Source organism: Streptomyces sp. NPDC045431 (assembly GCF_040646655.1).
In the GTDB taxonomy this organism is placed as follows: domain Bacteria; phylum Actinomycetota; class Actinomycetes; order Streptomycetales; family Streptomycetaceae; genus Streptomyces.
In genome coordinates this window covers 168,284-189,268 of the sequence record NZ_JBEZAQ010000009.1, presented here as the reverse complement: position 1 = coordinate 189,268, position 20,985 = coordinate 168,284, and the positions used below count along the sequence as shown (strand labels likewise).

Sequence of the window (20,985 nt, the reverse complement as noted above, 5' to 3'; positions counted from 1 at the left end):
GCCGGCCCCCATGCGGCCCCGGTCCCGGCCCGGGGGCCCCGGGACAGGCCGCCCGTGACGCCCTGGGCCCCGGGCTCCGTACGGCGTCCCCGCCGGCGTCGGGACCGGCGGCCGGACCGGCGGCCGGGTCAGCGGCCGGGTCAGCGGCCGGGTCAGCGACCGGACCGGCGACCGCACAGGCGTACGCAAACGCCGCGACGTCCCGGCCGGGGTGGCATACGATCATGGTCGGCGGTCGCCTCACCCGGTACCGTCCGCCGCTCCCCGGTCATGGAGGTCAACCGTGCTCAGGACAACCGTCGGCAAGCGCGCCCCTCGTCCCCGTACCGTCCTCACCGCCTGCGCCACCGTGGCCGGCCTGGTGCTGGTCGCCGGGTGCGGCAACGGCGACGAGGGACCCGGTGAGGCCGCGGGCGGAGTGCCCGTCGTCGAGAAGGGCAAGCTCACCGTCTGCACCCATCTTCCGTACCCGCCCTTCCAGTTCGAGCGGAACGGCGAGATCGTCGGCTTCGACGTGGCGCTGGTCGACCTCGTGGCGAAGAACCTCAAGGTCGAACAGAAGATCCTCGACACGCCGTTCGAGAACTTCAAGACGGGCGCGTTCCTCAACTCCGGCAAGTGCGACCTCGCCGCCGCCGGCATGACGATCACCGACGAGCGCAAGAAGAACGTCGACTTCTCCGTCCCCTACTTCGACGCCACGCAGGCCCTCCTGGCGAGCAAGAAGAGCGGCGCCACCACCCTCGCGGACGTCAAGGCGAAGAAGCTGAAGCTGGGCGCGCAGGCGGAGACCACCGGCGAGAGCTACGCCACGAGCCAGGGCTTCGACCCGGTGGCGTTCGAGAGCTCCGACGCCGTCCTCAACGGGCTGCGCACCGGTCAGGTCGACGCGGTCGTCATCGACTACCCGGTCGTGCAGGGCTGGCTGAAGGAGAAGGCCACCGCCGACGCGTTCGCGCTCGGGCAGAACATCGAGACCGGTGAGCAGTACGGCTTCTCGGTGAAGAAGGGCAACGACAAGCTCCGCGCCGCGATCGACAAGGCGATCACCGACGCCAAGGCCGACGGCACGTACAAGAAGGTGTACGAGGAGTGGATCGGCCCGATGCCCAAGGGCGTCTCGTGACCTCACGCCTGACGCGGCGCCAGCGGCGGCGGATCTCGCAGGGGGTGCAGTACGCGGTCTTCGTCGCCGCCCTCGTCCTGCTCGGCGTCCTGGCGGACTGGGACCGCCTGCAGAACCAGTTCGCGCAGGCGGACCTGGCCACCCGGCTCTTCCCCGACATCATCACCACGGCGCTGCGCAACACGGTGGTGTACACCGTCTCCGGGTTCGTCTTCGGTCTCGTCCTGGGCCTGCTCATCGCCCTGATGCGGCTGTCGTCGGTGGCGCCGTACCGGTGGGCCGCGGGCGTCTACATCGAGATCTTCCGGGGCCTGCCCGCCCTGCTGATCTTCATCTTCGTGGGGGTCGCCGTACCGCTGGCGTTCCCCGGTACGGAGATCCCCGGCGGTACGTACGGCAACGTCGCCCTCGGCCTCGGGCTGGTGGCCGCGGCGTACATGGCGGAAACGATCCGGGCGGGCATCCAGGCCGTGCCGAAGGGCCAGATGGAGGCGGCGCGCTCCCTGGGCTTCTCGCACGCCCGCGCCATGGTGTCGGTGATCCTCCCGCAGGCGTACCGGATCATCATCCCCCCGCTGACCAACCAGCTGGTGCTGCTGTTCAAGGACTCCTCGCTGGTGCTGTTCCTCGGGGTGACGCTGCAGGAGCGGGAGCTGACCAAGTTCGGGCGCGACCTGGCCAGCCAGACCGCCAACTCCACGCCCATCCTCGTCGCCGGGCTGTGCTACCTGCTGGTGACGATTCCGCTGAGCTTCCTGGCCCGGCGCCTCGAGGCCCGTGCCGCCAGGGCGAAGTGAGGGACGACGCCGATGCCAGAGAACGAGATCGAGATCCGGGGGCTGTACAAGTCCTTCGGTGCCAACGAGGTGCTGCGCGGCATCGACCTGGACGTGGCCACCGGTGAGGTGGTGTGCGTCATCGGGCCGTCCGGCTCCGGCAAGTCGACGCTGCTGCGCTGCGTGAACCTGCTGGAGGAGCCGACCAGGGGCACGGTGTTCGTCGGCGGTACGGAGGTCACGGACCTGGACGTCGACATCGACGCCGTACGCCGCCGGATCGGCATGGTGTTCCAGCAGTTCAACCTCTTCCCGCACGTCACGGTGACCGAGAACCTGACGCTGCCGCAGCGGCGGGTGCTGGGACGCGGCAAGGAGCACGCGGCGAAGGTCGCCCGCGAGAACCTGGCGCGCGTCGGCCTCGCCGACAAGGCGGACGCCTATCCGGCGCAGCTGTCCGGCGGGCAGCAGCAGCGGGTGGCGATCGCCCGGGCGCTGGCGATGGGCCCGGAGGTGATGCTCTTCGACGAGCCGACGTCGGCGCTCGACCCGGAGCTGGTGGGCGACGTGCTGTCGGTCATGCGAATGCTGGCGGCGGAGGGCATGACGATGATGGTCGTCACGCACGAGATGAGCTTCGCCCGAGAGGTCGCCGACCGGGTGGTGTTCATGGACGGCGGCGTGATCGTCGAGGAGGGCCCGGCCGCGCAGGTGGTCGGCGATCCGCGCCATGAACGCACCCGCCACTTCCTCACCCGCATCCTGGACCCGGCCGCGGCCCCCGGCCCCGAGGAGAGGTCCTAGGAGGTTGGGACGGCGTCGGTACGGAGCGCCCGGACCAGCAGGAGCGCCGACGCGACGGCGGCGAAGGCGCACCAGGTGGAGACGGACTCCAGCCGCCACAGCAGGAGGCACACCATCGCGCCCGCCGCGACGACCGCGCCGAGCAGCCGTAGGAGCATGTCCCGCGCCGGCAGCAGCGCGCCGACCGTCGCCACGAGGTAGCCGACGATCAGCAGCGGCGCGTACGACACCATTCGGGTGTGTCCTTCCAATGATCCCCTCGGACGGGGGGTCGTTTCGCGGATTGCGGGTACCCGAACCCCCTCCTGCAGCCGAGGAGGGGAGGACGGAGCACCGTGACACATCATTCGCACGACGCCACCCGGCCCGAGGGGCCGGAGGAACCGGCCGGGCTGCGGCTGGCCGGGGGCAGAGCGGTGGAGGGCGACCCCACCGCCGTGCCGTTGGACGTCGCCATGGGTGGCGGAGGGGCGGCCGGGGAAGCCTGGCTGCCACGGGACAGGATGCAGGCCATCCTGGAGGCCACCAAACAGGTGGCGGGGCTGCTCAAGGGCGCCGGGCTCCGGTTCGCGCTGGCGGGCAGCGTCGCGGCGTACGCGCACGGCGTGCCGGGCAACCTCCAGCACGACACCGACTTCGCGATCCTGCGCGAGGACGCGGAGGAGGTGGCCCGGGTGCTGGAGGGCGCCGGGATCCCGGTGCGCAAGCCGCCGGAGGACTGGCTGATCAAGGCGACGGCCCACGGCGAGAACATCGACCTGATCTTCGAGCTGGCCCGGCACCCGGTGACGCCCGACCTGCTGGAGCGCGCGGACGTCCTGCCGGTCGACTCGGTGCGGATGCCGGTGCTCGCGCCGACGGACCTCGTGGGCAGCCTGCTGGCGGCCTTCTCCGAGCACCACTGCGACTTCGGGGCCGTCCTGCCGATCACCCGGACGCTGCGGGAGAAGATCGACTGGGAGCTGCTGCGGCGCGAGAGCCGGGGGTCCGCGATGCCCGAGGCGTTCCTGTTCCTGCTGGAGCGCCTGAACGTGATCGAACCGGTCACCGAACGACGGGAGGGACCGTCATGAGCGCGGCCGACACCGCCGAGTACCGCATCGCCCACTTGCGGGACCGGCTGGCCAGCGAGGACATCGCCGAGCTGGGCGTACGCATCGAGCAGCGGGGCACGAGCGTGATGCTGTGGGGCACCGTCTCCAGCACCGCATGCCGCACCGAGATCCTGCGGATCGCCGAGGAGGAACTGGCCGGGCTCCCGCTGCGCGAAGACCTGGTCGTGGCCTCCGCGAACCCGCCCGACCACTCCGAGGAGCTGTCGTGATCCGAGTAGCAGCCGTCGGCGACATCCATCTGGCGCCGGACAGCGCCGGAACGCTGCGACCCGCCTTCGAGACGCTCAGCGAGTGCGCGGACCTCCTGCTGCTGGCGGGGGACCTGACGCGGCACGGGACCGTCGAGGAGGCGGAGGTGGTCGCCGGGGAGGTGGCCGGTCTCGGTGTGCCGGTCGTGGCGGTCCTGGGCAACCACGACTACCAGAGCGATCAGGAGACGGAGGTGACGGCGGCGCTGGACGCCGCCGGTGTGACGGTGCTGGAGGGCCAGGGCACCGTGCTCTCCATCGACGGGGTACGGGTCGGCGTCGCCGGGACCAAGGGGTTCTGCGGCGGTTTCGCCGGGCGCAGCGGAGGTGAGTTCGGCGAGCCGGAGATGAAGTCGTTCATCCGCTACACCCGGCGCTGCGCGGACGCCCTGCGGGGGTCGCTGGAGACCCTGGACGAGGCCGGTTGCGCGGTGCGGATCGCCCTGACGCACTACTCCCCCGTGCCGGACACGCTGGCGGGCGAACCGCTGGAGATCTACCCGTTCCTGGGCAGCTACCTGCTCGCCGAGGCGGTGGACGAGGCGGGCGCGGACCTGGCCGTACACGGTCACGCGCACATGGGCGTCGAACACGGCATGACCAGCGAGGGGATCCGGGTGCGCAACGTCGCCCAGCCGGTGATCGGCCGGGCCTTCGCCATCTACCACCTGCCGGTGCACACGGCGTCCAGGGACGGGGAGGGCACGCGGACGCGGGAGCGGGCTGGGGCGGTGCGGTAGTCGCGGCAGTGGCGCAGCGCTCGCGTTAGTCCTCCACGAAGCGGGGGTAACGGAGGATACTGCGACACATCGGACCAAACCGTAGAGATGGCATCAAAAGGAGCCGAGGATCGTGACGGACGTATCGAGCCGGGGTCCCGCGCCCGGCGACGACCGGAAGGTGCTCACCAACCGCCAGGGGCACCCGGTCTACGACAACCAGAACCAGCGCACCGTCGGCGCCCGCGGCCCGGCGACGCTGGAGAACTACCAGTTCCTGGAGAAGATCAGCCACTTCGACCGGGAACGCATCCCCGAGCGTGTCGTCCACGCCCGCGGCGTCACCGCGTACGGCTACTTCGAGGCGTACGGCGCCTGGGGCGACGAACCGATCAGCCGCTACACCCGCGCCAAGATCTTCCAGGAGCGCGGCAAGCGCACCGACCTGGCCGTCCGCTTCTCGACGGTGATCGGCGGCCGCGACTCCTCGGAGGCCGCCCGTGACCCGCGCGGGTTCGCGGTGAAGTTCTACACCGAGGACGGCAACTGGGACCTGGTCGGCAACAACCTGGGCGTGTTCTTCATCCGGGACGCGATCAAGTTCCCGGACGTGATCCACTCGCTCAAGCCCGACCCGGTCACCTTCCAGCAGCAGCCGCGCCGGATCTTCGACTTCATGTCGCAGACCCCGGAGTCCATGCACATGCTGGTGAACCTCTTCAGCCCCCGGGGCATCCCCGCCGACTACCGCCACATGCAGGGCTTCGGCGTCAACACGTACAAGTGGGTCAACGAGGAGGGCAACACGGTCCTGGTCAAGTACCACTGGATGCCCAAGCAGGGCGTGCGCAGCATGACCGAGGAGGACGCGGCCAACGTCCAGGCCGAGAACCTCGGGCACGCCACCAAGGACCTGTACGACGCGGTCGGGCGCGGCGACTACCCCGAGTGGGAGCTGCTGGTCCAGATGATGGAGGACCACGACCACCCGGAGCTGGACTTCGACCCGCTGGACGACACCAAGACCTGGCCGGAGCAGGACTTCCCGCCCAAGCCGGTCGGCAAGATGGTGCTCAACCGGATGCCGGAGAACTTCTTCGCCGAGAACGAGCAGATCTCCTTCGGCACCGGCGTCCTCGTGGACGGGCTGGACTTCTCCGACGACAAGATGCTGGTCGGCCGGACCTTCTCGTACAGCGACACCCAGCGCTACCGGGTCGGCCCGAACTACCTCCAGCTCCCGGTCAACCAGGCCAAGAACGCCGACGTGCGCACCAACCAGCGCGACGGCTTCATGACGTACCGCCAGGACGGCCACGGCGAGAACCCCGACGTCAACTACGAGCCGTCGATCAGGGGCGGGCTGCGGGAGGGGCGGTACCCCACGCACGACGAGCAGGGCCCGGAGATCCGGGGCCGGCTCACCCGCAAGCGGATCCCGCGCACCAACGACTACCTGCAGGCCGGGCAGCGGTACCTGCTGATGGAGCAGTGGGAGCGCGACGACCTGGTGCACAACTTCGTCAACGCGCTGAAGCAGTGCGACCGCCCCGTGCAGGAGCGGATGGTCTGGCACTTCCTGCTGGTCGAGAACGACCTCGGGCTCCGGGTCGGCGAGGGCCTGGGCATCAGCCCGCAGGACGTCGCCCACCTCGAACCGCTCGCGAGCCAGGACCTCACCGAGGAGGACCGCAAGCGGCTGGCGAACCTCGGGGAGAACCCGCCCCGGGACGTCGAGGGCCTGACGATGACGCACTGCGTGCCGGACGAGCGGCATGTGGTGACGCGCTGACCCGCTGACGGCGCACGGCGCAGGGCCCGCCCGGCTGTTCCGGGCGGGCCCTCGTCGTGCGCCGCGCTCAGGGCTCGGAGCTCAGGGCTCAGAGGCGGCGCGGGGCTCAGGGGCGGCGCCAGGCGTCGCTCTCCAGGTGGGAGCCGGCCTGCGGGCCCATCCGGAGCATCCCGCCGTCCACGACCCAGGACGCTCCGGTGACGTACGAGGACTCCTCCCCCGCGAGGAACGCGATGACCGAGGCGACCTCGCGCGCGTCGCCCGGCCGGCCCAGCGGTACGCCCGGCCGGGACTTCCGTGTCACGTCCTCGTCCTCCTGGCCCGTCATGGGCGTGGCGATCTCGCCCGGCGCGACCGCGTTCACGGTGATGCCGTGCTCGGCCAGCTCCAGCGCCATCACCTGGGTGAGCAGCCCGAGGCCGCCCTTGGCCGCGCAGTAGGGCGCGGCGCCGACCCGCGGCTGGTGCTCGTGCACCGAGGTGACGTTGACGATCCGGCCGCCGCCGCCCTGGCCGATCATGCGGCGTGCGGCGATCTGGCCGCAGAGGAACGGCCCGATCAGGTCGACGTCGAGGACGCCGCGTACGGTCTCGTACGCCATGTCCAGGAAGGGCGTGGCCGTGCCGGTGCCGGCGTTGTTGACCAGGACGTCGATGCGGCCGAGCTCCTCGGCGAGCCGGTCGACCGCGCCCGCGGCGTCCGGCAGCTTGGTCAGGTCCATGTGGGTGACGGCGGCCCGGCGCCCGTGTGCCCGTACCTCCTCGGCGGTCCGCCGGGCGCCCTCCTCGTCGGTGTGCCAGGTGATGCCGATGTCCATGCCCTCGGCGGCGAGCCGCACGGCGGTGGCGCGGCCGATGCCCGAGTCGGACCCGGTGACGACGGCGACGGGGGTGTGGGCGCGATCGCGGGCGGGTGAGTGCATCGCTCCTCCTTGACGGTGGTCACTCGACGGTGGTCACTCGGCGGTGGCCAGGTGACGGTGGTCAGGGCTTTGGCGGTACCACGTCACCCGGGCGGCAAACACGGGCGTCCGGGCGGTTACCGGGACGCGTGTGTACTGAGTGACTGATGATCGGGCAGGGGAATGAAATGCCAGAAGTATCAGCTCCTGTGATCAAACTGGTGCGGCGGACGACCGAACCTGTCGCAGCTCAGACCATTCGCTCGACCGCCGCGGCCGTCATCTCGTTCGTCGTCGCACTGGCCGTCCTGCCCGACCAGCCCTCTCCCCTGACAGCGCCGCTCACGGCGCTGCTGGTCGTGCAGGTCACGCTCTACTCGACCCTGACCACCGGCATCCGGCGGGTGAACTCGGTCGTGGTCGGCGTCCTCATCGCCATCGGCTTCTCGGCGCTGGTCGGACTGACCTGGTGGAGCCTCGGCCTGACGATCTTCACCTCGCTGATCATCGGACGACTGGTACGGGTGGACGAGTTCGTACCGGAGGTGGCGATCAGCGCCATGCTGGTCCTCGGTGTGTCGCAGATCGCCTCCATGGCCTGGCACCGGGTGCTGGAGACGCTGATCGGCGCCGGGGTCGGCCTGCTGTTCAACCTGCTGTTCGCGCCGCCCGTGTGGGTGCAGAGCGCCGGGGCCTCCATCGACGGCCTGGCGCGCGGGATGGGCCGGATGTTCCGGACCATGGGCGACGAGATCGGCGCGGGGCACATCCCGTTCGCGCACGCGGCGGCCCGGCTGCACGAGGCCCGGCGGCTGGACCACGACATCGTGGAGGTCGACGCCTCGCTGCGGCAGGCGGAGGAGAGCCTCATGTACAACCCGCGGGTGCGGGAGGGGCTGCTGTCGCGGATCGTGCTGCGTACCGGCCTGGACACGCTGGAGATCTGCGCCGTGGTGCTGCGGGTGCTGACCCGGAGCCTGACCGACCTGGCGAAGTTCCGCACCGAGGAGTCGCTGTTCCCACCGGACGTGGCCGACGGGCTCAAGGAGCTGTTCGGGCAGATGGCCGACGCCATCGAGAGCTTCGCCCGGCTGATCACCACCCAGGTGGCGGCCAACGCCGAGCGCGCCGAGGAGCAGCTGACCGAGGCGCTCGCCGCGAGCCGGGCCACCCGCGACCGGGTCGCCGACATGCTCCTGGAGGACGTACAGGAACACCCCCGGCAGTGGCAGCTGCACGGGGCGCTGCTCGCCGAGATCGACCGCATCCTCGACGAGCTGGACCTCGACAAGCGCAGTGAGCGCCTCATGGAGGAGCTGGACCGCCGCTCGGCCGAGCTGGGCGAGCGGCACCCGCGGTTCCTCGCCCTGGGCCGCCGGCTGCGCAGCCGCCGCGCGGAGCGCCGCCCCCGGGTGGAGGCGTAGGGCCCGGGGCCGGCGGGGCGGCGGAGGCCCCGGGGACCGCGGCGGAGGGCCTTCGGCGCGGCCGCTGTCAGAGGGGGGTGGCACGCTGGAGGGAGTGCCGCCGCCCCGTGGAGAACCTATGCACCGCCCGCCCCCACCCCCGCCGCCCGATGGCCCGGACGCCCTCTTCGGCCTCCAGGAGCTGCTGGGCACCACCGAGGAGCCGGAGCCCCGGCCGGAACCGGGAGGTCACGAGCTCCTCGACGTGACCGAGATCCACGCCGAGCCGGCCGCCGCGCTGTCCCCGCGCGGACGCGCCATCATCAGCCGCTTCCCCGGCGCGCGCCTCATCGAGGTGGGCTCTCACTGGAACATCCCGCACCTGCACGGCAACGAGGGCAACGCGGACCGCTGGGTGCGCGTGAAGCGGCAGACGCTCGTGCTGGGCGTCCGCAAGTCGTTCGACGTCCGCCCGAACGGCCGCTCCGCCGACTGGATCGCCCCCGGCGCCTCCAACGGGTGCGCCATGGCCTGCGCGTACTGCTACGTGCCCCGGCGGAAGGGCTACGCCAACCCGATCACCCTCTTCACCAACGTGGAGGAGATCATCGGGGCCCTGGACCGCCACATCGACGGACTGGGGCCCAAGCCGGAGCCCAACCAGTGCGACCCCGACCGGTGGGTGTACGACATCGGCGAGAACGGCGACTGCTCGGTGGACGCGCTGATCGGCGACGGCACCGCCGCACTCGTCCACGCCTTCCGGCGCCGGACCACCGCCAAGGCGTCCTTCGCCACCAAGTACGTCAACCCCGAGCTCCTCGGCCTCGACCCGCGGGGCGCCACCCGTATCCGCTTCTCCGTCATGCCACCCGCCGACTCGCGGCTCCTGGACATCCGTACGAGCCCGGTGGCGGACCGGATCGCGGCGGCGGGCGACTTCCTCGCCGCCGGGTACGAGGTGCACTTCAACCTCTCCCCCGTCGTGGTCCGGCCCGGCTGGGAAGCCGACTGGGCCGAGCTGCTGCGCCACATGGACGACGTCCTGCCTCCCGCCGTCAAGGCGCAGGCGGCGGCCGAGGTCATCATGCTCACCCACAACCGCGAGCTGCACGAGGTGAACCGGACCTGGCACCCGCGCGCCGAGGACGTCCTGTGGCAGCCCGCCCTGCAGCAGGCCAAGCGCTCGCAGAACGGCGCCCGCAACGTCCGCTACCGCAACGAGGTCAAGCGTGAGTCGGTCGCGCGCCTCACGGCGCTGATCGGCACCCACGCGCCCTGGCTGCGCGTGCGGTACGCGTTCTGACCCGACGCGTACGGCTCCGGGGGCATCGGGTGGCGGAGGCGTGGAACACGTCCGCCAGGCCGTGCGAGAGCGCCGGCCCGCCCGACCGCCGTCCCGAGGAGGCCCCGACGTGTCCGACGCCCTCGAGCCCGTGTACGCCCGCGTCCGCCAGGAGGTCGCCGCGCGCGCCGACCGGTTGTGGGAGGTCGCCCTCGCGCTGCACCGCGACCCGGAGACCGCCTTCGAGGAGCACCGGGCGGCGCGGCTGCTCTCCGGTGAGCTGGAGGCCGCCGGGTTCGAGGTGGAGCGGGGCGTCGCCGGCCTGCCGACGGCGTTCGCCGGCCGGACCGGTGGCGGCGGGAAGCCCCGCGTGGCGCTGCTGCTGGAGTACGACGCGCTGCCCGGCCTCGGCCACGCGTGCGGCCACAACCTGATCGCCGCGGCCGGTCTGGGCGCGGCGCTCGCCGCGGGGGCGGCGCTCGGCCGGGTCGAGGGCTCGTTGCTGGCCGTCGGCACGCCGGCCGAGGAACACGGCGGCGGCAAGGTCGTCGAGGTGGAGGCCGGGCTCTTCGACGAGGTGGACGCCGCGCTGATGGTGCATCCGGGCGTGTACGACTGGACGTGGGCCCCGCTGACGGCGAGCGCGCAGCTGCGGGTCGGCTTCCACGGCCGCGCCGCGCACCCCACGGGCAACCCGACGGAGGGCATCGACGCGCTCGGCGCCCTCATCCAACTGTTCAACACCCTGCCGGTGCTGAGCAGGAGGCTGCCGCCCGGCTCCCACGTCCAGGGCATCGTCTCGGACGGCGGCCGCGCCACGAACATCGTCCCGGAGTACGCCGAGGGCCTCTTCGGGCTGCGCGGCGGCACCACGGCGGCCCGGGAGGAGCTGGAGGCGGAGCTGCGCTCCTGCGCGCAGGGCATCGCCCTCGCCACCCGTACGACGGTGGACGTGGAGCGGGTGGGCGAGGGATACGAGCACTTCCGCGACAACGACGTGCTGTCCGGCCGGTTCGCGGACCACATCGAGCGGGCGGGGCTGCGGCTCTCGGAGCCGGTGCCGGGCATCTACCTCGGCTCGTCCGACATCGGCAACGTCAGCAACCGGGTACCGGCGATCCATCCCTGGGTCTCGATCATGGACCCGGAGGACGGCGCGGACCACACCCCGCGGTTCGCGGCCGCGGCCGCTTCCCCGCGTGCGCGGCGGGCCATGCTCGCGGCCGCCGAGGCGCTCGCCTGTACGGCGGCGGACGTCCTGCTGCGCGCGGAGGTGAGGGAGCGGGCGTGGGCCTGCCTGCGGGACAAGGCCGCCGCCGGGCTGTGACGCGGGGCCGCCGCCGGTGGTCCGGTCCGCCGCCGGTGGTCCGGCCCGGGTGCCGTGGGCTTCGTCGGCGTCCTCGGCGTCCTCAGTCCTCGATGGACACCCGGATGCTCTTGACCTCCGTGTCCGCCGCGTCGGGCACGACCATGCCCGCGTCGACGCCGCTGCGCAGGTAGCGCAGGACCTCGGCGTTGAGGCGTTCGCCGGGCAGGGCCGCCGGGATGCCGGGCGGGTACGGGGTGAGCATCTCGGCGGTGACCCGGCCGACGGCCTTCTCCCACGGAACCTGCTCGGTCCGGCCGAAGAACGCGTCCCGCGGCAGCATCACCTGCTCCAGCCGCAGCTCGGCCGGGTCGGGCACCTCGATCTCGGGGGCGGGGCGCATCTCGTCGGCGTGGGCGGCCGCTTCCGCCAGGGCGGTGATGAGGGCGTCCGCGCTCGCCTCGTCGTCCGCGTGGGTGAGCTGGGCGCTGCTGCGGCGGTGGTCGGAGAGGTGCAGGTTGATGTGGTGCTTCTCGCGCAGCCGGTCGGCGACGCGGTAGCCGGTCGTACCGAGGGCGGTGATGTCGACGATGACCTGGAGCGGGTCCATGTCGGAGGCGCGGCCGGGCCCGCAGAAGTCGTCGCGGCCGTGCACGTGCAGGCCGTCGATGTCGGCGATCCGCGCCCGTACGGACTTGGCGAGGGCGAGCGCGTCGTCGTAGAGGGCGTGGCCGTGTTCGACCATCTGGCGGCGCCAGCCGTCGAGGGCCGCATAGACGAGTACCGAGGGGCTGGTGGTGCCGAGGAGGTCCTCGCGGTTCTTGAGGACCTCGGGCTTGATGAGGTCGCCCTGGAGGTGGAAGACCGAGCTCTGTTCCAGTCCGGAGCCCATCTTGTGGACGGAGGTGACGCAGACGTCCGCCCCGGCGTCCATGGCCCAGGTCGGCAGGTCGGGGTGGAAGGGCAGATGGGCGCCCCACGCCTCGTCGACGATGAGGGGCACGCCGTGCTCGTGGCAGACGCGCGCGATACCCGGCAGGTCGGAGCAGGTGCCGTACGGCGTCGGCGTCGTCACCAGCGCGCCGCGCGCGTCGGGGTGCTCGGCGAACGCGGCGCGGAAGGCGTCGGCGGACGGGGGGTGCGCCAGATGCCGTTCGGCGTCCCACTGGGGGTCGACCCAGATGGGCACGATGCCGGCCAGGACCAGGCCGGAGACCACCGACTTGTGCGCGTCGCGCCCCACGAGCAGCTTCTCGTGCGGGCCCGCGACCGACAGCATCGCCGCCTTGATCGACAGCGAGCTGCCGCAGGTGGAGAAGAAGGTGTGCTCCGCGCCCACCGCGTCGGCCATCAGCTCCTGGGCGTGCTCGACGATGCCCTTCGACGACATGCGGTCGTCGAGGCCGCTGGTGGCCAGGACGTCGGAGAGGAACACGGCGTCGCCGAGCACCGCCCGCACGCGCGGATCGGCCCCGCGCCCCTGTTTGTGCCCGGGCGGGGTGAAGGGGGTCTGGTTCTCGGCGTGGTACGCCCGCAGGGCGTCGAGTACGGGTGCCTTCGAGTGATCCATGTAGTCGCGGGTGCCCGCGCGCCCGGCCAGGAAACGGGACCGCCCGGGGCACGCGCCCGTGCTCAGGGCCGCGGGTTGGTGCGCTGCCAGCGCGGGCGGGCGTCGGGGCCGCGGCGGCCGGCGACGGAGGCGCAGCGCGGGCAGAGCCGCTGGACGCGGTCGGCGGCGCCGCCCGACTCCGGGAAGGTGTCGGTCCAGGTGACGTGGGGGAAGCGGGCCAGTTCGGAGCGGCTGAGGGAGAGGCCGCAGACCGTCTGGTTGAGGCCCGGTTCCCAGGCGTGGACCTCGCCCGCGGGCAGTCGGCGGCGGCCGCCGTCCTCGTCTGTCCACCGGCCCGAGGCGGCGACCGCGTACCGCTTGGCGCGCGGGGCCACGGGCGGTCAGCCGGCGGCGTTGTCGACGCGCAGCCGGACCTGCTGCTCCAGCCGCTCCAGGCTGCGGTCGAGGGCGTCGGAGACGGCCTTGTCGCCCGGGTCGTGGCTCTCGTCGAAGAAGGACAGGTGCACGGTCACCTCGCTGGTGCCGGTGTCGATGCCGGCGACCTGGAGCCAGCCGGTGTAGCTGCCCTGTTCCCGGGTGCCCCATTCGAGCCGCATCTGGTCCCGCTCGGCGCGCAGCAGGGCGGCCGTGTCCTCGTCGGTGCGGTCCTCGTGGACGGTGACGGCAGGCAGGTCCTGGGCGTGCACGTGCAGCTCGGCCGGGAGCCAGGTGTCCATCTGGTCGATGTTGGCCGCCTGGTCGAAGACGTGCTCGGGCAGCGCGGGCATGGTGCGGGAGCGTTCGTACTCGGTCATCGCTGTCTACCGTCCTCGGCTCGGGGTCGGTCGTTCCCAGGACGGGTTCCCGGCGAGCGGCGACTGAAGCGGGGCAGAGCCGAAGCGGGCAAAAGAGAGCCCCGGCTGGACGGGGGAACCAGCCGGGGCAGTCAAGGGGGCGGTTGTGAAGGCGTCTTCACAACCGACTGCATGAACGATAAACCATTCCTGCGGAAGGATGCCAATCGGCCTCCGGCAGGACTTCCGCCGTCCCGGTCCTCACAGCGCCGACTGCGGAGCCGTACGCCCCGGGGCGGCCGTCGCGGTGGCCGCCGCCTGCGCCGAGAGCGGCGTCGCGATGTCCTCCAGCGACCTGCGCTCCGCCGGGACGGCCAGGAAGAGGGCCACCAGACCGCCCAGGACCATCACGGTGGCGCCGATGCAGAAGGCCAGCACGGTGTCGGCCGGAACGCCGCTCTCCGTGAGGCCCGCGAAGATCAGCGGCCCCGAGATCCCGCCGGCGGCGGTGCCGATGGCGTAGAAGAAGGCGATGGCCATGGCGCGCGTCTCCATCGGGAAGATCTCGCTCACGGTGAGGTACGCCGAGCTCGCGCCCGCCGAGGCGAAGAAGAGGACCACGCACCAGCAGGCCGTCAGGGTCGTCGCCGTGAGTCGGCCGTCACCGAACAGCCAGGCGGTGGCGTAGAGCAGGATGCCCGAGATCAGGTACGTACCGGCGATCATGGGGCGGCGCCCCCAGGTGTCGAAGAGGTGCCCGAGCAGCAGCGGTCCGAGGAAGTTCCCGGCGGCGATGACCGCGAAGAAGTAGCCGGTGGAGCCGCTCGGCACGTCGTAGAAGGTCACCAGGATGGCGCCGAAGCCGAAGGTGATGGCGTTGTAGAGGAACGCCTGCCCGATGAAGAGCGCCAGGCCCAGCACCGCCCGCCGGGGATAGGTCCGGAGGAGGGTCCGGGCGATTTGCACGAAGCCGACGCTGTGCCGCTGCTTGATGGTGATCGCGCCGGCGGGCTCGGGCAGCGGCGTGCCCTTCTCGCGCTCGATCTCGCGCTCGACGTCGGAGACGAGCTGTTCGGCGCCCTCGGCGCGGCCGTGGATGAACATCCAGCGGGGTGATTCCGGCACGTGCCGGCGTACCAGCAGGATGACCAGGCCGAGCACGACGCCGAGGCCGAAGGAGATCCGCCAGCCGAGGTCCTTCGGGAAGAGGGCGGTGTCCAGGAACACGACGGAGAGCAGGGCGCCGCCCATGGCGCCGAGCCAGAAGCTGCCGTTGATGATCAGGTCCACCCGGCCGCGGTACTTGCTGGGGATCAGCTCGTCGATGGCGGAGTTGATGGCCGCGTACTCCCCGCCGATGCCGAAGCCGGTGAGGAAGCGGAAGAGGAAGAACCACCAGGACGAGTACGACAGCGCGGTCAGCGCCGTCGCGGCCAGGTAGACGGCGAGGGTGATCAGGAAGAGCTTCTTGCGGCCGAAGCGGTCGGTCAGCCAGCCGAAGAACAGCGCGCCGGAGCAGGCGCCGGCGACGTACAGGGCGGCGGCGACACCGGTGACCTGGGCGCTGCTGATGGCGAGGCCGCTGCCCTCCTCGGAGAGGCGGCTGGCCATGCTGCCCACGATGGTGACCTCGAGGCCGTCGAGGATCCAGACGGTGCCCAGGCCGATCACGATCATCCAGTGCCACCGGGACCACGGCAGCCGGTCCAATCTGGCGGGGACCTGCGTGGTGACGGTCCCGTTCGTCGACTGACCGAGCTCGCTCATGGGTCACCTCCGGGGTGTCGTGGCGCGACGCGTGTACCCCATGATCAATCCAGCGAAACGGGCCTGCACGCCGGGCGGGCGGGTACCCCGGCGGTCATGGACACCGTGAGACCTCTGGCCGTGGTGACCGGCGCCTCCAGCGGCATCGGCCGCGAGCTGGCCCGCACGTTCGCCGCACACGGCTTCGACCTGGTGCTCTGCGCCGAGGACGCGGCGGTGCGCACCGTCGCCGACGAGCTGCGGGGCCGCGGCGCCGACGTCACGGCGGTACGGGCGGACCTCGCCACCTACGACGGCGTCGAGCAGCTGCACGCCGCGGTGCTCGCCACCCGCCGCCCGGTCGCCGCCGCGGCGCTGAACGCGGGCGTCGGCACGGGCGGGGCGTTCACCGACACCGACCTGGCGGACCACGCCCGGGTGATCGACGTCAACATCAGCGGGACGGTGCACCTCGCGCACCGGCTGCTGCGCGCCATGGTCGACGAGGACGAGGGCCGGTTGCTGATCACCTCCTCGGTGGTCTCGATGGCGCCGGGGCCGTTCCAGTCCGTCTACAGCGCCTCCAAGTCGTTCCTCCAGTCCTTCGCGCAGGCGCTGCGCGAGGAGCTCAAGGACACGGGGGTGACCGTCACCTCGCTGATGCCGGGGGCCACGGAGACGGACTTCTTCCACCGCGCGGGCATGGACGACACCCGCCTGGGCCGCCTCCGGCACAAGGACGACCCGGCGCGGGTCGCCCAGGACGCCTTCGAGGCGCTGATGCGCGGCCGGAACCGGGTCGTCGCGGGCTCGGTGAAGAGCCGGGTCCTCGGAGCGGCCGTCAAGGCCGTGCCCGACCGGCTCAAGGCGGCGGGGCAGCGCTACCTGTCGGAGCCGCCCGCCGCGGCCGGACCGGGCCGGCGGCGCGGGCGGCGGCGGCGGCGAGGCCGTCGTCCGAAGGCGGGGCGGCGAGTCTAGGGGGTGTCTCAGCGTGTCGCGCCCACATCAGGAGGGGAGCGAGGACACCGAGGCACCCCTGGAGGCTCGTGCGTGAGGTCGTGCTCTCAGCGTCGGATCTCGAGGCGCGCCCGCTCGTTCGGTGTCGCGATGTCCCAGAAGCGAGCGATGCCCCGGGCGTTGCTGTACTCGCCCGTTCCGCCGGTGATGGCCATGTCGAGGGAGCCCACGCCCTTCGTCCACAACGACTGCATCGTCACCGACCCCCGCGCGACCTCCATCGTGATGAGGCACTGCGACGTCTGTGTGTCGCCCTCGATCTGTATGACCTGACAGGTTCCGCCGCCGCGTCCGATGGCGTGCCCGTCCTTGACGGCGGTGCCGGAGTAGACGTCCATGTCGCCCAGGCTCGGCCCCGTGGGGCCGAGGTCGACAGCCGTGTACTGGTCGTTCCGCACCGTGACTTCGAGGACCTCGACACGCGCCTTCTCCGGGGTTCCGGCGTTCGCACTGTCAACGGCCCACGCACCGACCGCGGCCGACACGGCGAGCGTCGCCGTGGCGAACCTCATGAGCGTCACCCGTCTGCGCGGACTCCGTCCTCTCCCCCGACGCACGGCGACGGCGGTGGGCGCCGAACCGGTGGTGACCATGGTGGATGCTCCTCACTGTGTCAGGCGAGCTGGTCGCGGTCGGACGGGAGCCAGACCGTCATGGTCGCCGGGTCGATCGGGATCGAGACGTGCTCGTGTGTGATCGACCACCTGCCGTCGGTCCGCTGGAGGCAGACGCTCTCCCGTACCCAGATCGACGCCTGGAGCCCGCCCTTCCGCTCCCCCGAGTCCAGGTGGAGCATGTGCGCGAACGCGGTGTCCCCGCCGGCCGCGAGGGTGAGGTCGTGCGTTTCCAGGCTGATGGGGCCGACGTATCCGTCGAACCAGCGCTGGAAGTTGCGGCGGATCTCGTCGGTGCCCGTGAACCGCAGCGGGGGGACGACGTCGTAGTAGACGGCGTCGGGGGCGTAGAACGACATGAGCCGCTCGATGTCCTTCGTCTGCTGGGCGTCGGCGCGCTGCGCCAGGAGCGCCCGGATCTCGGACTCGTGGGTGGTCGTGTCGTGGGTGGTCATCGCGTACTCCTTCGGTTGGGCGGTGTCCTCCGGGACGGAAGGCGGCCCGCGCGCAGACGTGCACATCGCCGCTGCCTGCTTCCGTCCCGGTCCCGCTGCCAGTACGACGAGACGGCCCGGCGGAATGTGACACGGGGCGCCGACACCCCCTAGCGGCGCCGCAGCACCTCCGGGTTGGCGCAGTGGGCGAGGGTTTCGCCGCGCAGGAAGCGGGCGGCTTCGGCCGCGACGATGCGGGCCGCCTTGTGGGCGACCTCGCGGCTGCCACCGGCGATGTGGGGGGTCAGGACGACGCCCGGTGTGGACAGCAGCCGGGCGCCGGCCGGGACCGGTTCGACGGGGAAGACGTCGAAGCCCGCGCCCGCGAGGTGGCCGGCGTCGAGGGCGTCGCAGACGGCGTCGTAGTCGACAAGGGCGCCGCGCGCGCAGTTGACGAGGACGGAGCCGGGGCGCATGGCCGCGATCTGCTCGCGCCCGATCATGCCGCGGGTCTCCTCGGTCACCCGGGCGTGGAGCGAGACGATCCGGGAGCGGCCGAGCAGCTCGTCGAGGGGCACGAGGTCGGCGATGCCGTCCACCGCCTCGGGCGTGACGTACGGGTCGTGGACGAGGACCTTCGCGCCCATGGCGACCAGGACGCGGGCCACGCGCGAGCCGATCGCGCCGAAGCCGACCAGTCCGACGACCGCGCCGTCGATCTCGATACCGCAGCGGTCGTAGTCGTAGTAGTCGCCGCGCCAGGTGCCGTGCCTGAGGTCGGTGTGGACGTCGCCGATGCCGCGGGCGGCGGCGAGGATCAGGGCGAGGGTGTGCTCGGCGGTGGCGACGGCGTTGCGGCCGGGGGCGTAGCAGACGGCGACGCCGTGGCGGGTGGCGGCCTCCAGGTTGGCGTTGACGGGGCCTCCGCGGCTGACGCAGAACAGCTCCAGGTCGGGGCAGGCCTTGAGGATCCGCTCGGTGAGCGGGGCCATCTGGGTCAGGCAGATCCGTACGCCGCGCAGCGCCTCGATCAGCTCGTCCTCGGTGCCGGACGCCTCGTCGACTTCGGCGACCGTGCCGAAGGGGGTGTGCGGCCACGGCAGCCCGAGCTCGCGTACGTCCAGGTCGGCGGCCGGGGTGGCGGCGCGCAGTTCCTCGGTCAGCAGGCGGGGCAGGACGAAGTGGTCGCCGGCGGCGAGGACGGTGGTGGTCACGGTGGTGCTCCAGAGGGGGTTCAGTGGGTGGTGCCGAGGGCGGCGGGTGCGTTGAGACGCAGCAGGGACGCCTGTCCGCCGGGCGGCAGCCGCAGTTCGGTCAGGGCGCCGTTCTCCAGGGCCGGGAAGACCTGGCGGTAGCGGGCGAGGGGGATGCCGAGGAGCTTGCACAGCACGAGGCGTACGAGGGTGGAGTGGGCGACGACGAGGACGCGCCCGTCGGGGAGTTCGCGGGCGGCCTCCTCCAGGCAGGCGATCGCCCGGTCGGCCGCCGCCGCGGGGTCCTCGCCGCCCGGCAGGTGGTGGGCGACGGGGTCGGCGAGGAAGGCGGCGAGCGCGTCCGGGAACTCCTCGGCCATCTCGGCGCGCGTCAGCCCGTCGCCGCGCCCGAAGTCGACCTCGTACAGCCGCTCGTCGACGCGCGGGGTGAGGCCGACGGCGGTGGCGGCGGGTTCGGCGGTGAGGCGGGCGCGCGAGAGGGGGGAGCAGAGCACGGCGTCGAGCCGCTGCCCGGCGGCCCAGGCGGCGAGCGTGGCGGCCTGCTTGTGGCCGAGTTCGGTGAGCGGCACGTCGGTGCGGCCGGCGTAGCGGTTCTCCGCGTGCCATTCCGTCTCGCCGTGGCGTACGAGGATGAAGTCGGTCACTGCTCGGCCTTTCTGCGGGCGTGCGCCGCCATGGACGGATCCAGTCGGCCCCGTCGGGTCAGTTCGTCGACGAAACCGAGGTAGACGGGGGCCAGCCGGGCCGTACGGGACGGGTCGGGGGTCAGCTGCTCGCGGACGCGCACCATGGCGGCCGCGGCCTGTTCCAGCGTGGCGCCCGAGGCGGTCGCGGCGAGGACCGCCATGCCGGTGGCGCTCTCGGCGTGTTCGGGGAGGGCGACCGTACGGCCGAGGACGTCGGCGCGCAGCTGCGACCAGTAGCGGTTGCGGGCGCCGCCGCCGGTGAGGGTGAGCGGGCCGTCGACGGGGGCGCCGAGGTGGTCGAGGTAGTCGAAGCAGAGGCGTTCGACGCAGGCGACGCCGAGGAGGAGGGCGTGGAACTCCTCCGCGTCGCCGGCCGGGTCGCCCAGCACGAAGGGGGTGGCGTCGGGCGCGCGGAAGGGGAAGCGTTCGCCGGCCGCGCCGGTGAGGGGGTAGGCGACGGCGGTGGAGCCGGTGGCGGCGGCCCGGGCGGTGAGGGCCTCCAGGTCCGCTCCCGGGAACCGGTGCGCGAGGGCGCCCGCGCCGCTGCTGGACGCGCCGCCGGGCAGCCACGTCGACCCTGGACCGCGGTGGCAGTAGACCACTCCCCCGGGGTCGCGTACGAGGTGGGGGCTCGCGCCCTTGAGGACGAGGGTGGTGCCGAGGACGGAGTTCCAGGCGCCGGGAGTGAGGGCTCCGGCGCCGATCTGGGCGGCGCAGCCGTCGGTCATGCCCGCGACGATGGGCGTTCCGGCGGGGATGGAGGTCGCCGTGGCGGCGTCGGCGCAGACGGTGCCGATGACGGTGCCGGGCCGTACGACGTCGGGGAGGAGGCCGGGCGGGACTCCGAGCGCGCCCAGCTCCTCGTCGGGCCAGCGGTCGTCGACGAGGTGGTAGCCGGTCTTGAGGGCATGGCTGGCGTCGCTCGGCAGCTGCCGGCCGGCGAGCCGCCAGGTGATCAGGTCGGCCTGGTGGAGCAGCCGGGCGCCGGGGAAGTCGGTGTCGTCCAGAAGCCAGAGCAGTTTGGGCAGGGCCCAGGACGGCTGCATGGTGCGGTAGCCGAGCGCCTCCCACACCGCGGCGCCCGCCTTGTTGACGCGTGCGGTGTACGCGCGGGCGCGCCCGTCGTCGTACATCAGGCCGGGTGTGAGGGGTGTGCCCCGCTCGTCGGCGAGGAGGACGGTGCCGGAGGTGGCGTCGACGGCCAGGCCCCGGACGCGCGCCGGGTCGATGCCGGCCAGCGCCTCGCGGCAGGCGGCGGCGAGGGCGGACCACCACTGCTCGGGGTCCTGCTCGTGGCGGGGCCCGTCGCGGTGGCCGGTCAGGGGGCGGGACGCGGCGGCGAGGAGCCTTCCGGTGCCGTCGACGGCGACCGCGCGGGCGGACTGGGTGCCGAGGTCCAGGCCGAGGTGGACGGCGTCGGCGGTGAGGGCGTCAGACATGGGGCGCTTTCCGTGCG

22 protein-coding genes are annotated in these 20,985 nt (G+C 72.4%); 11 read left to right on the top strand and 11 right to left on the bottom strand.

The annotated features are described in order from the left end of the window. The first annotated feature begins 349 nt into the window (after positions 1 to 349). From AB0A69_RS20675 to AB0A69_RS20665, 3 genes are read left to right on the top strand one after another with little or no spacing between them, the layout of a single operon-like run. On the top strand, positions 350 to 1,126 hold the full coding sequence (locus tag AB0A69_RS20675) for an ABC transporter substrate-binding protein (RefSeq protein ID WP_361423800.1): 777 nt from the start codon (positions 350 to 352) through the stop codon (positions 1,124 to 1,126). Continuing rightward, complete coding sequence (locus AB0A69_RS20670) at positions 1,123 to 1,923, top strand: amino acid ABC transporter permease (protein ID WP_361423672.1); 801 nt, start codon at positions 1,123 to 1,125, stop codon at positions 1,921 to 1,923. Before AB0A69_RS20675 ends, AB0A69_RS20670 begins: the two co-directional genes overlap by 4 nt. A gap of 12 nt (positions 1,924 to 1,935) precedes the next feature. After that, a complete protein-coding gene (locus AB0A69_RS20665) occupies positions 1,936 to 2,706 on the top strand; it encodes an amino acid ABC transporter ATP-binding protein (protein WP_361423669.1) in 771 nt (256 codons plus the stop codon). Here AB0A69_RS20665 and AB0A69_RS20660 read toward each other — a convergent pair. Then, positions 2,703 to 3,050, bottom strand: coding sequence for a DUF6629 family protein (locus AB0A69_RS20660; protein ID WP_361423797.1), 348 nt, complete (start codon positions 3,048 to 3,050; stop codon positions 2,703 to 2,705). The two genes, AB0A69_RS20665 and AB0A69_RS20660, sit on opposite strands and share 4 nt — an antisense overlap. Positions 3,051 to 3,161: 111 nt before the next feature. Between AB0A69_RS20660 and AB0A69_RS20655 the strand changes: the two genes are divergently transcribed. The 4 genes from AB0A69_RS20655 to AB0A69_RS20640 all read left to right on the top strand — a co-directional run bounded on the left by AB0A69_RS20655 (position 3,162) and on the right by AB0A69_RS20640 (position 6,580). Continuing rightward, on the top strand, positions 3,162 to 3,779 hold the full coding sequence (locus AB0A69_RS20655) for a nucleotidyltransferase family protein (protein ID WP_361423794.1): 618 nt from the start codon (positions 3,162 to 3,164) through the stop codon (positions 3,777 to 3,779). Continuing rightward, on the top strand, positions 3,776 to 4,030 hold the full coding sequence (locus AB0A69_RS20650; RefSeq protein WP_361423666.1) for a hypothetical protein: 255 nt from the start codon (positions 3,776 to 3,778) through the stop codon (positions 4,028 to 4,030). Before AB0A69_RS20655 ends, AB0A69_RS20650 begins: the two co-directional genes overlap by 4 nt. Then, positions 4,027 to 4,809: a metallophosphoesterase gene (locus tag AB0A69_RS20645; protein ID WP_361423663.1), complete on the top strand. Its 783-nt coding sequence runs from the start codon at positions 4,027 to 4,029 to the stop codon at positions 4,807 to 4,809. The genes AB0A69_RS20650 and AB0A69_RS20645 overlap by 4 nt, the downstream gene beginning before the upstream one ends. A 112-nt stretch (positions 4,810 to 4,921) precedes the next feature. Next, the gene (locus AB0A69_RS20640; protein WP_361423660.1) at positions 4,922 to 6,580 is read left to right on the top strand and encodes a catalase; all 1,659 of its coding nucleotides are present in this window, start codon (positions 4,922 to 4,924) and stop codon (positions 6,578 to 6,580) included. A gap of 106 nt (positions 6,581 to 6,686) precedes the next feature. On the opposite strand, the gene AB0A69_RS20635 is transcribed toward AB0A69_RS20640, so the two are convergent. Beyond that, a complete protein-coding gene (locus AB0A69_RS20635; protein ID WP_361423657.1) occupies positions 6,687 to 7,502 on the bottom strand; it encodes an SDR family oxidoreductase in 816 nt (271 codons plus the stop codon). A 167-nt stretch (positions 7,503 to 7,669) separates the two neighbouring features. Between AB0A69_RS20635 and AB0A69_RS20630 the strand changes: the two genes are divergently transcribed. The 3 genes from AB0A69_RS20630 (at position 7,670) to AB0A69_RS20620 (ending at position 11,496) form a co-directional block, all read left to right on the top strand. Continuing rightward, positions 7,670 to 8,905: an aromatic acid exporter family protein gene (locus AB0A69_RS20630; RefSeq protein ID WP_361423654.1), complete on the top strand. Its 1,236-nt coding sequence runs from the start codon at positions 7,670 to 7,672 to the stop codon at positions 8,903 to 8,905. 118 nt (positions 8,906 to 9,023) lie between these two features. After that, on the top strand, positions 9,024 to 10,190 hold the full coding sequence (locus AB0A69_RS20625; protein WP_361423651.1) for a spore photoproduct lyase family protein: 1,167 nt from the start codon (positions 9,024 to 9,026) through the stop codon (positions 10,188 to 10,190). A 109-nt stretch (positions 10,191 to 10,299) separates the two neighbouring features. Continuing rightward, the gene (locus tag AB0A69_RS20620) at positions 10,300 to 11,496 is read left to right on the top strand and encodes an amidohydrolase (RefSeq protein ID WP_361423648.1); all 1,197 of its coding nucleotides are present in this window, start codon (positions 10,300 to 10,302) and stop codon (positions 11,494 to 11,496) included. An 82-nt stretch (positions 11,497 to 11,578) separates the two neighbouring features. Here the strand turns inward: AB0A69_RS20620 and AB0A69_RS20615 are convergent, their stop codons facing one another. The 4 genes from AB0A69_RS20615 to AB0A69_RS20600 form a co-directional block, all read right to left on the bottom strand. Then, positions 11,579 to 13,045 (bottom strand): ornithine decarboxylase, encoded by a 1,467-nt coding sequence (locus AB0A69_RS20615; RefSeq protein ID WP_361423645.1) that lies wholly within the window; start codon positions 13,043 to 13,045, stop codon positions 11,579 to 11,581. 62 nt (positions 13,046 to 13,107) lie between these two features. Further along, on the bottom strand, positions 13,108 to 13,419 hold the full coding sequence (locus AB0A69_RS20610; protein ID WP_361423642.1) for a hypothetical protein: 312 nt from the start codon (positions 13,417 to 13,419) through the stop codon (positions 13,108 to 13,110). 6 nt (positions 13,420 to 13,425) lie between these two features. Then, entirely contained in the window at positions 13,426 to 13,839 is a 414-nt protein-coding gene (locus AB0A69_RS20605) for an SRPBCC family protein (protein WP_361423639.1), read from the bottom strand. 240 nt (positions 13,840 to 14,079) lie between these two features. Further along, positions 14,080 to 15,585 (bottom strand): MFS transporter, encoded by a 1,506-nt coding sequence (locus AB0A69_RS20600; protein WP_361423636.1) that lies wholly within the window; start codon positions 15,583 to 15,585, stop codon positions 14,080 to 14,082. A 96-nt stretch (positions 15,586 to 15,681) separates the two neighbouring features. On the opposite strand from AB0A69_RS20600, the gene AB0A69_RS20595 reads away from it, so the two are divergent. Next, positions 15,682 to 16,542, top strand: coding sequence for an SDR family NAD(P)-dependent oxidoreductase (locus tag AB0A69_RS20595; protein ID WP_361423633.1), 861 nt, complete (start codon positions 15,682 to 15,684; stop codon positions 16,540 to 16,542). Between the two features lie 86 nt (positions 16,543 to 16,628). Here the strand turns inward: AB0A69_RS20595 and AB0A69_RS20590 are convergent, their stop codons facing one another. The 5 genes from AB0A69_RS20590 to AB0A69_RS20570 form a co-directional block, all read right to left on the bottom strand. Next, positions 16,629 to 17,093 (bottom strand): hypothetical protein, encoded by a 465-nt coding sequence (locus AB0A69_RS20590; protein WP_361423630.1) that lies wholly within the window; start codon positions 17,091 to 17,093, stop codon positions 16,629 to 16,631. Between the two features lie 101 nt (positions 17,094 to 17,194). Beyond that, complete coding sequence (locus AB0A69_RS20585; protein WP_361423627.1) at positions 17,195 to 17,650, bottom strand: SgcJ/EcaC family oxidoreductase; 456 nt, start codon at positions 17,648 to 17,650, stop codon at positions 17,195 to 17,197. Positions 17,651 to 17,799: 149 nt separating this feature from the next. Next, entirely contained in the window at positions 17,800 to 18,843 is a 1,044-nt protein-coding gene (locus tag AB0A69_RS20580) for a 2-hydroxyacid dehydrogenase (protein ID WP_361423624.1), read from the bottom strand. Between the two features lie 20 nt (positions 18,844 to 18,863). Beyond that, positions 18,864 to 19,487 carry a histidine phosphatase family protein gene (locus tag AB0A69_RS20575; protein WP_361423621.1) on the bottom strand — a complete coding sequence of 208 codons (624 nt, stop codon included), beginning with the start codon at positions 19,485 to 19,487 and terminating at the stop codon, positions 18,864 to 18,866. Beyond that, positions 19,484 to 20,968, bottom strand: a complete 1,485-nt coding sequence (locus tag AB0A69_RS20570; protein WP_361423618.1) for an FGGY family carbohydrate kinase — start codon at positions 20,966 to 20,968, stop codon at positions 19,484 to 19,486. The genes AB0A69_RS20575 and AB0A69_RS20570 overlap by 4 nt, the downstream gene beginning before the upstream one ends. Between the last annotated feature and the right edge of the window lie 17 nt (positions 20,969 to 20,985).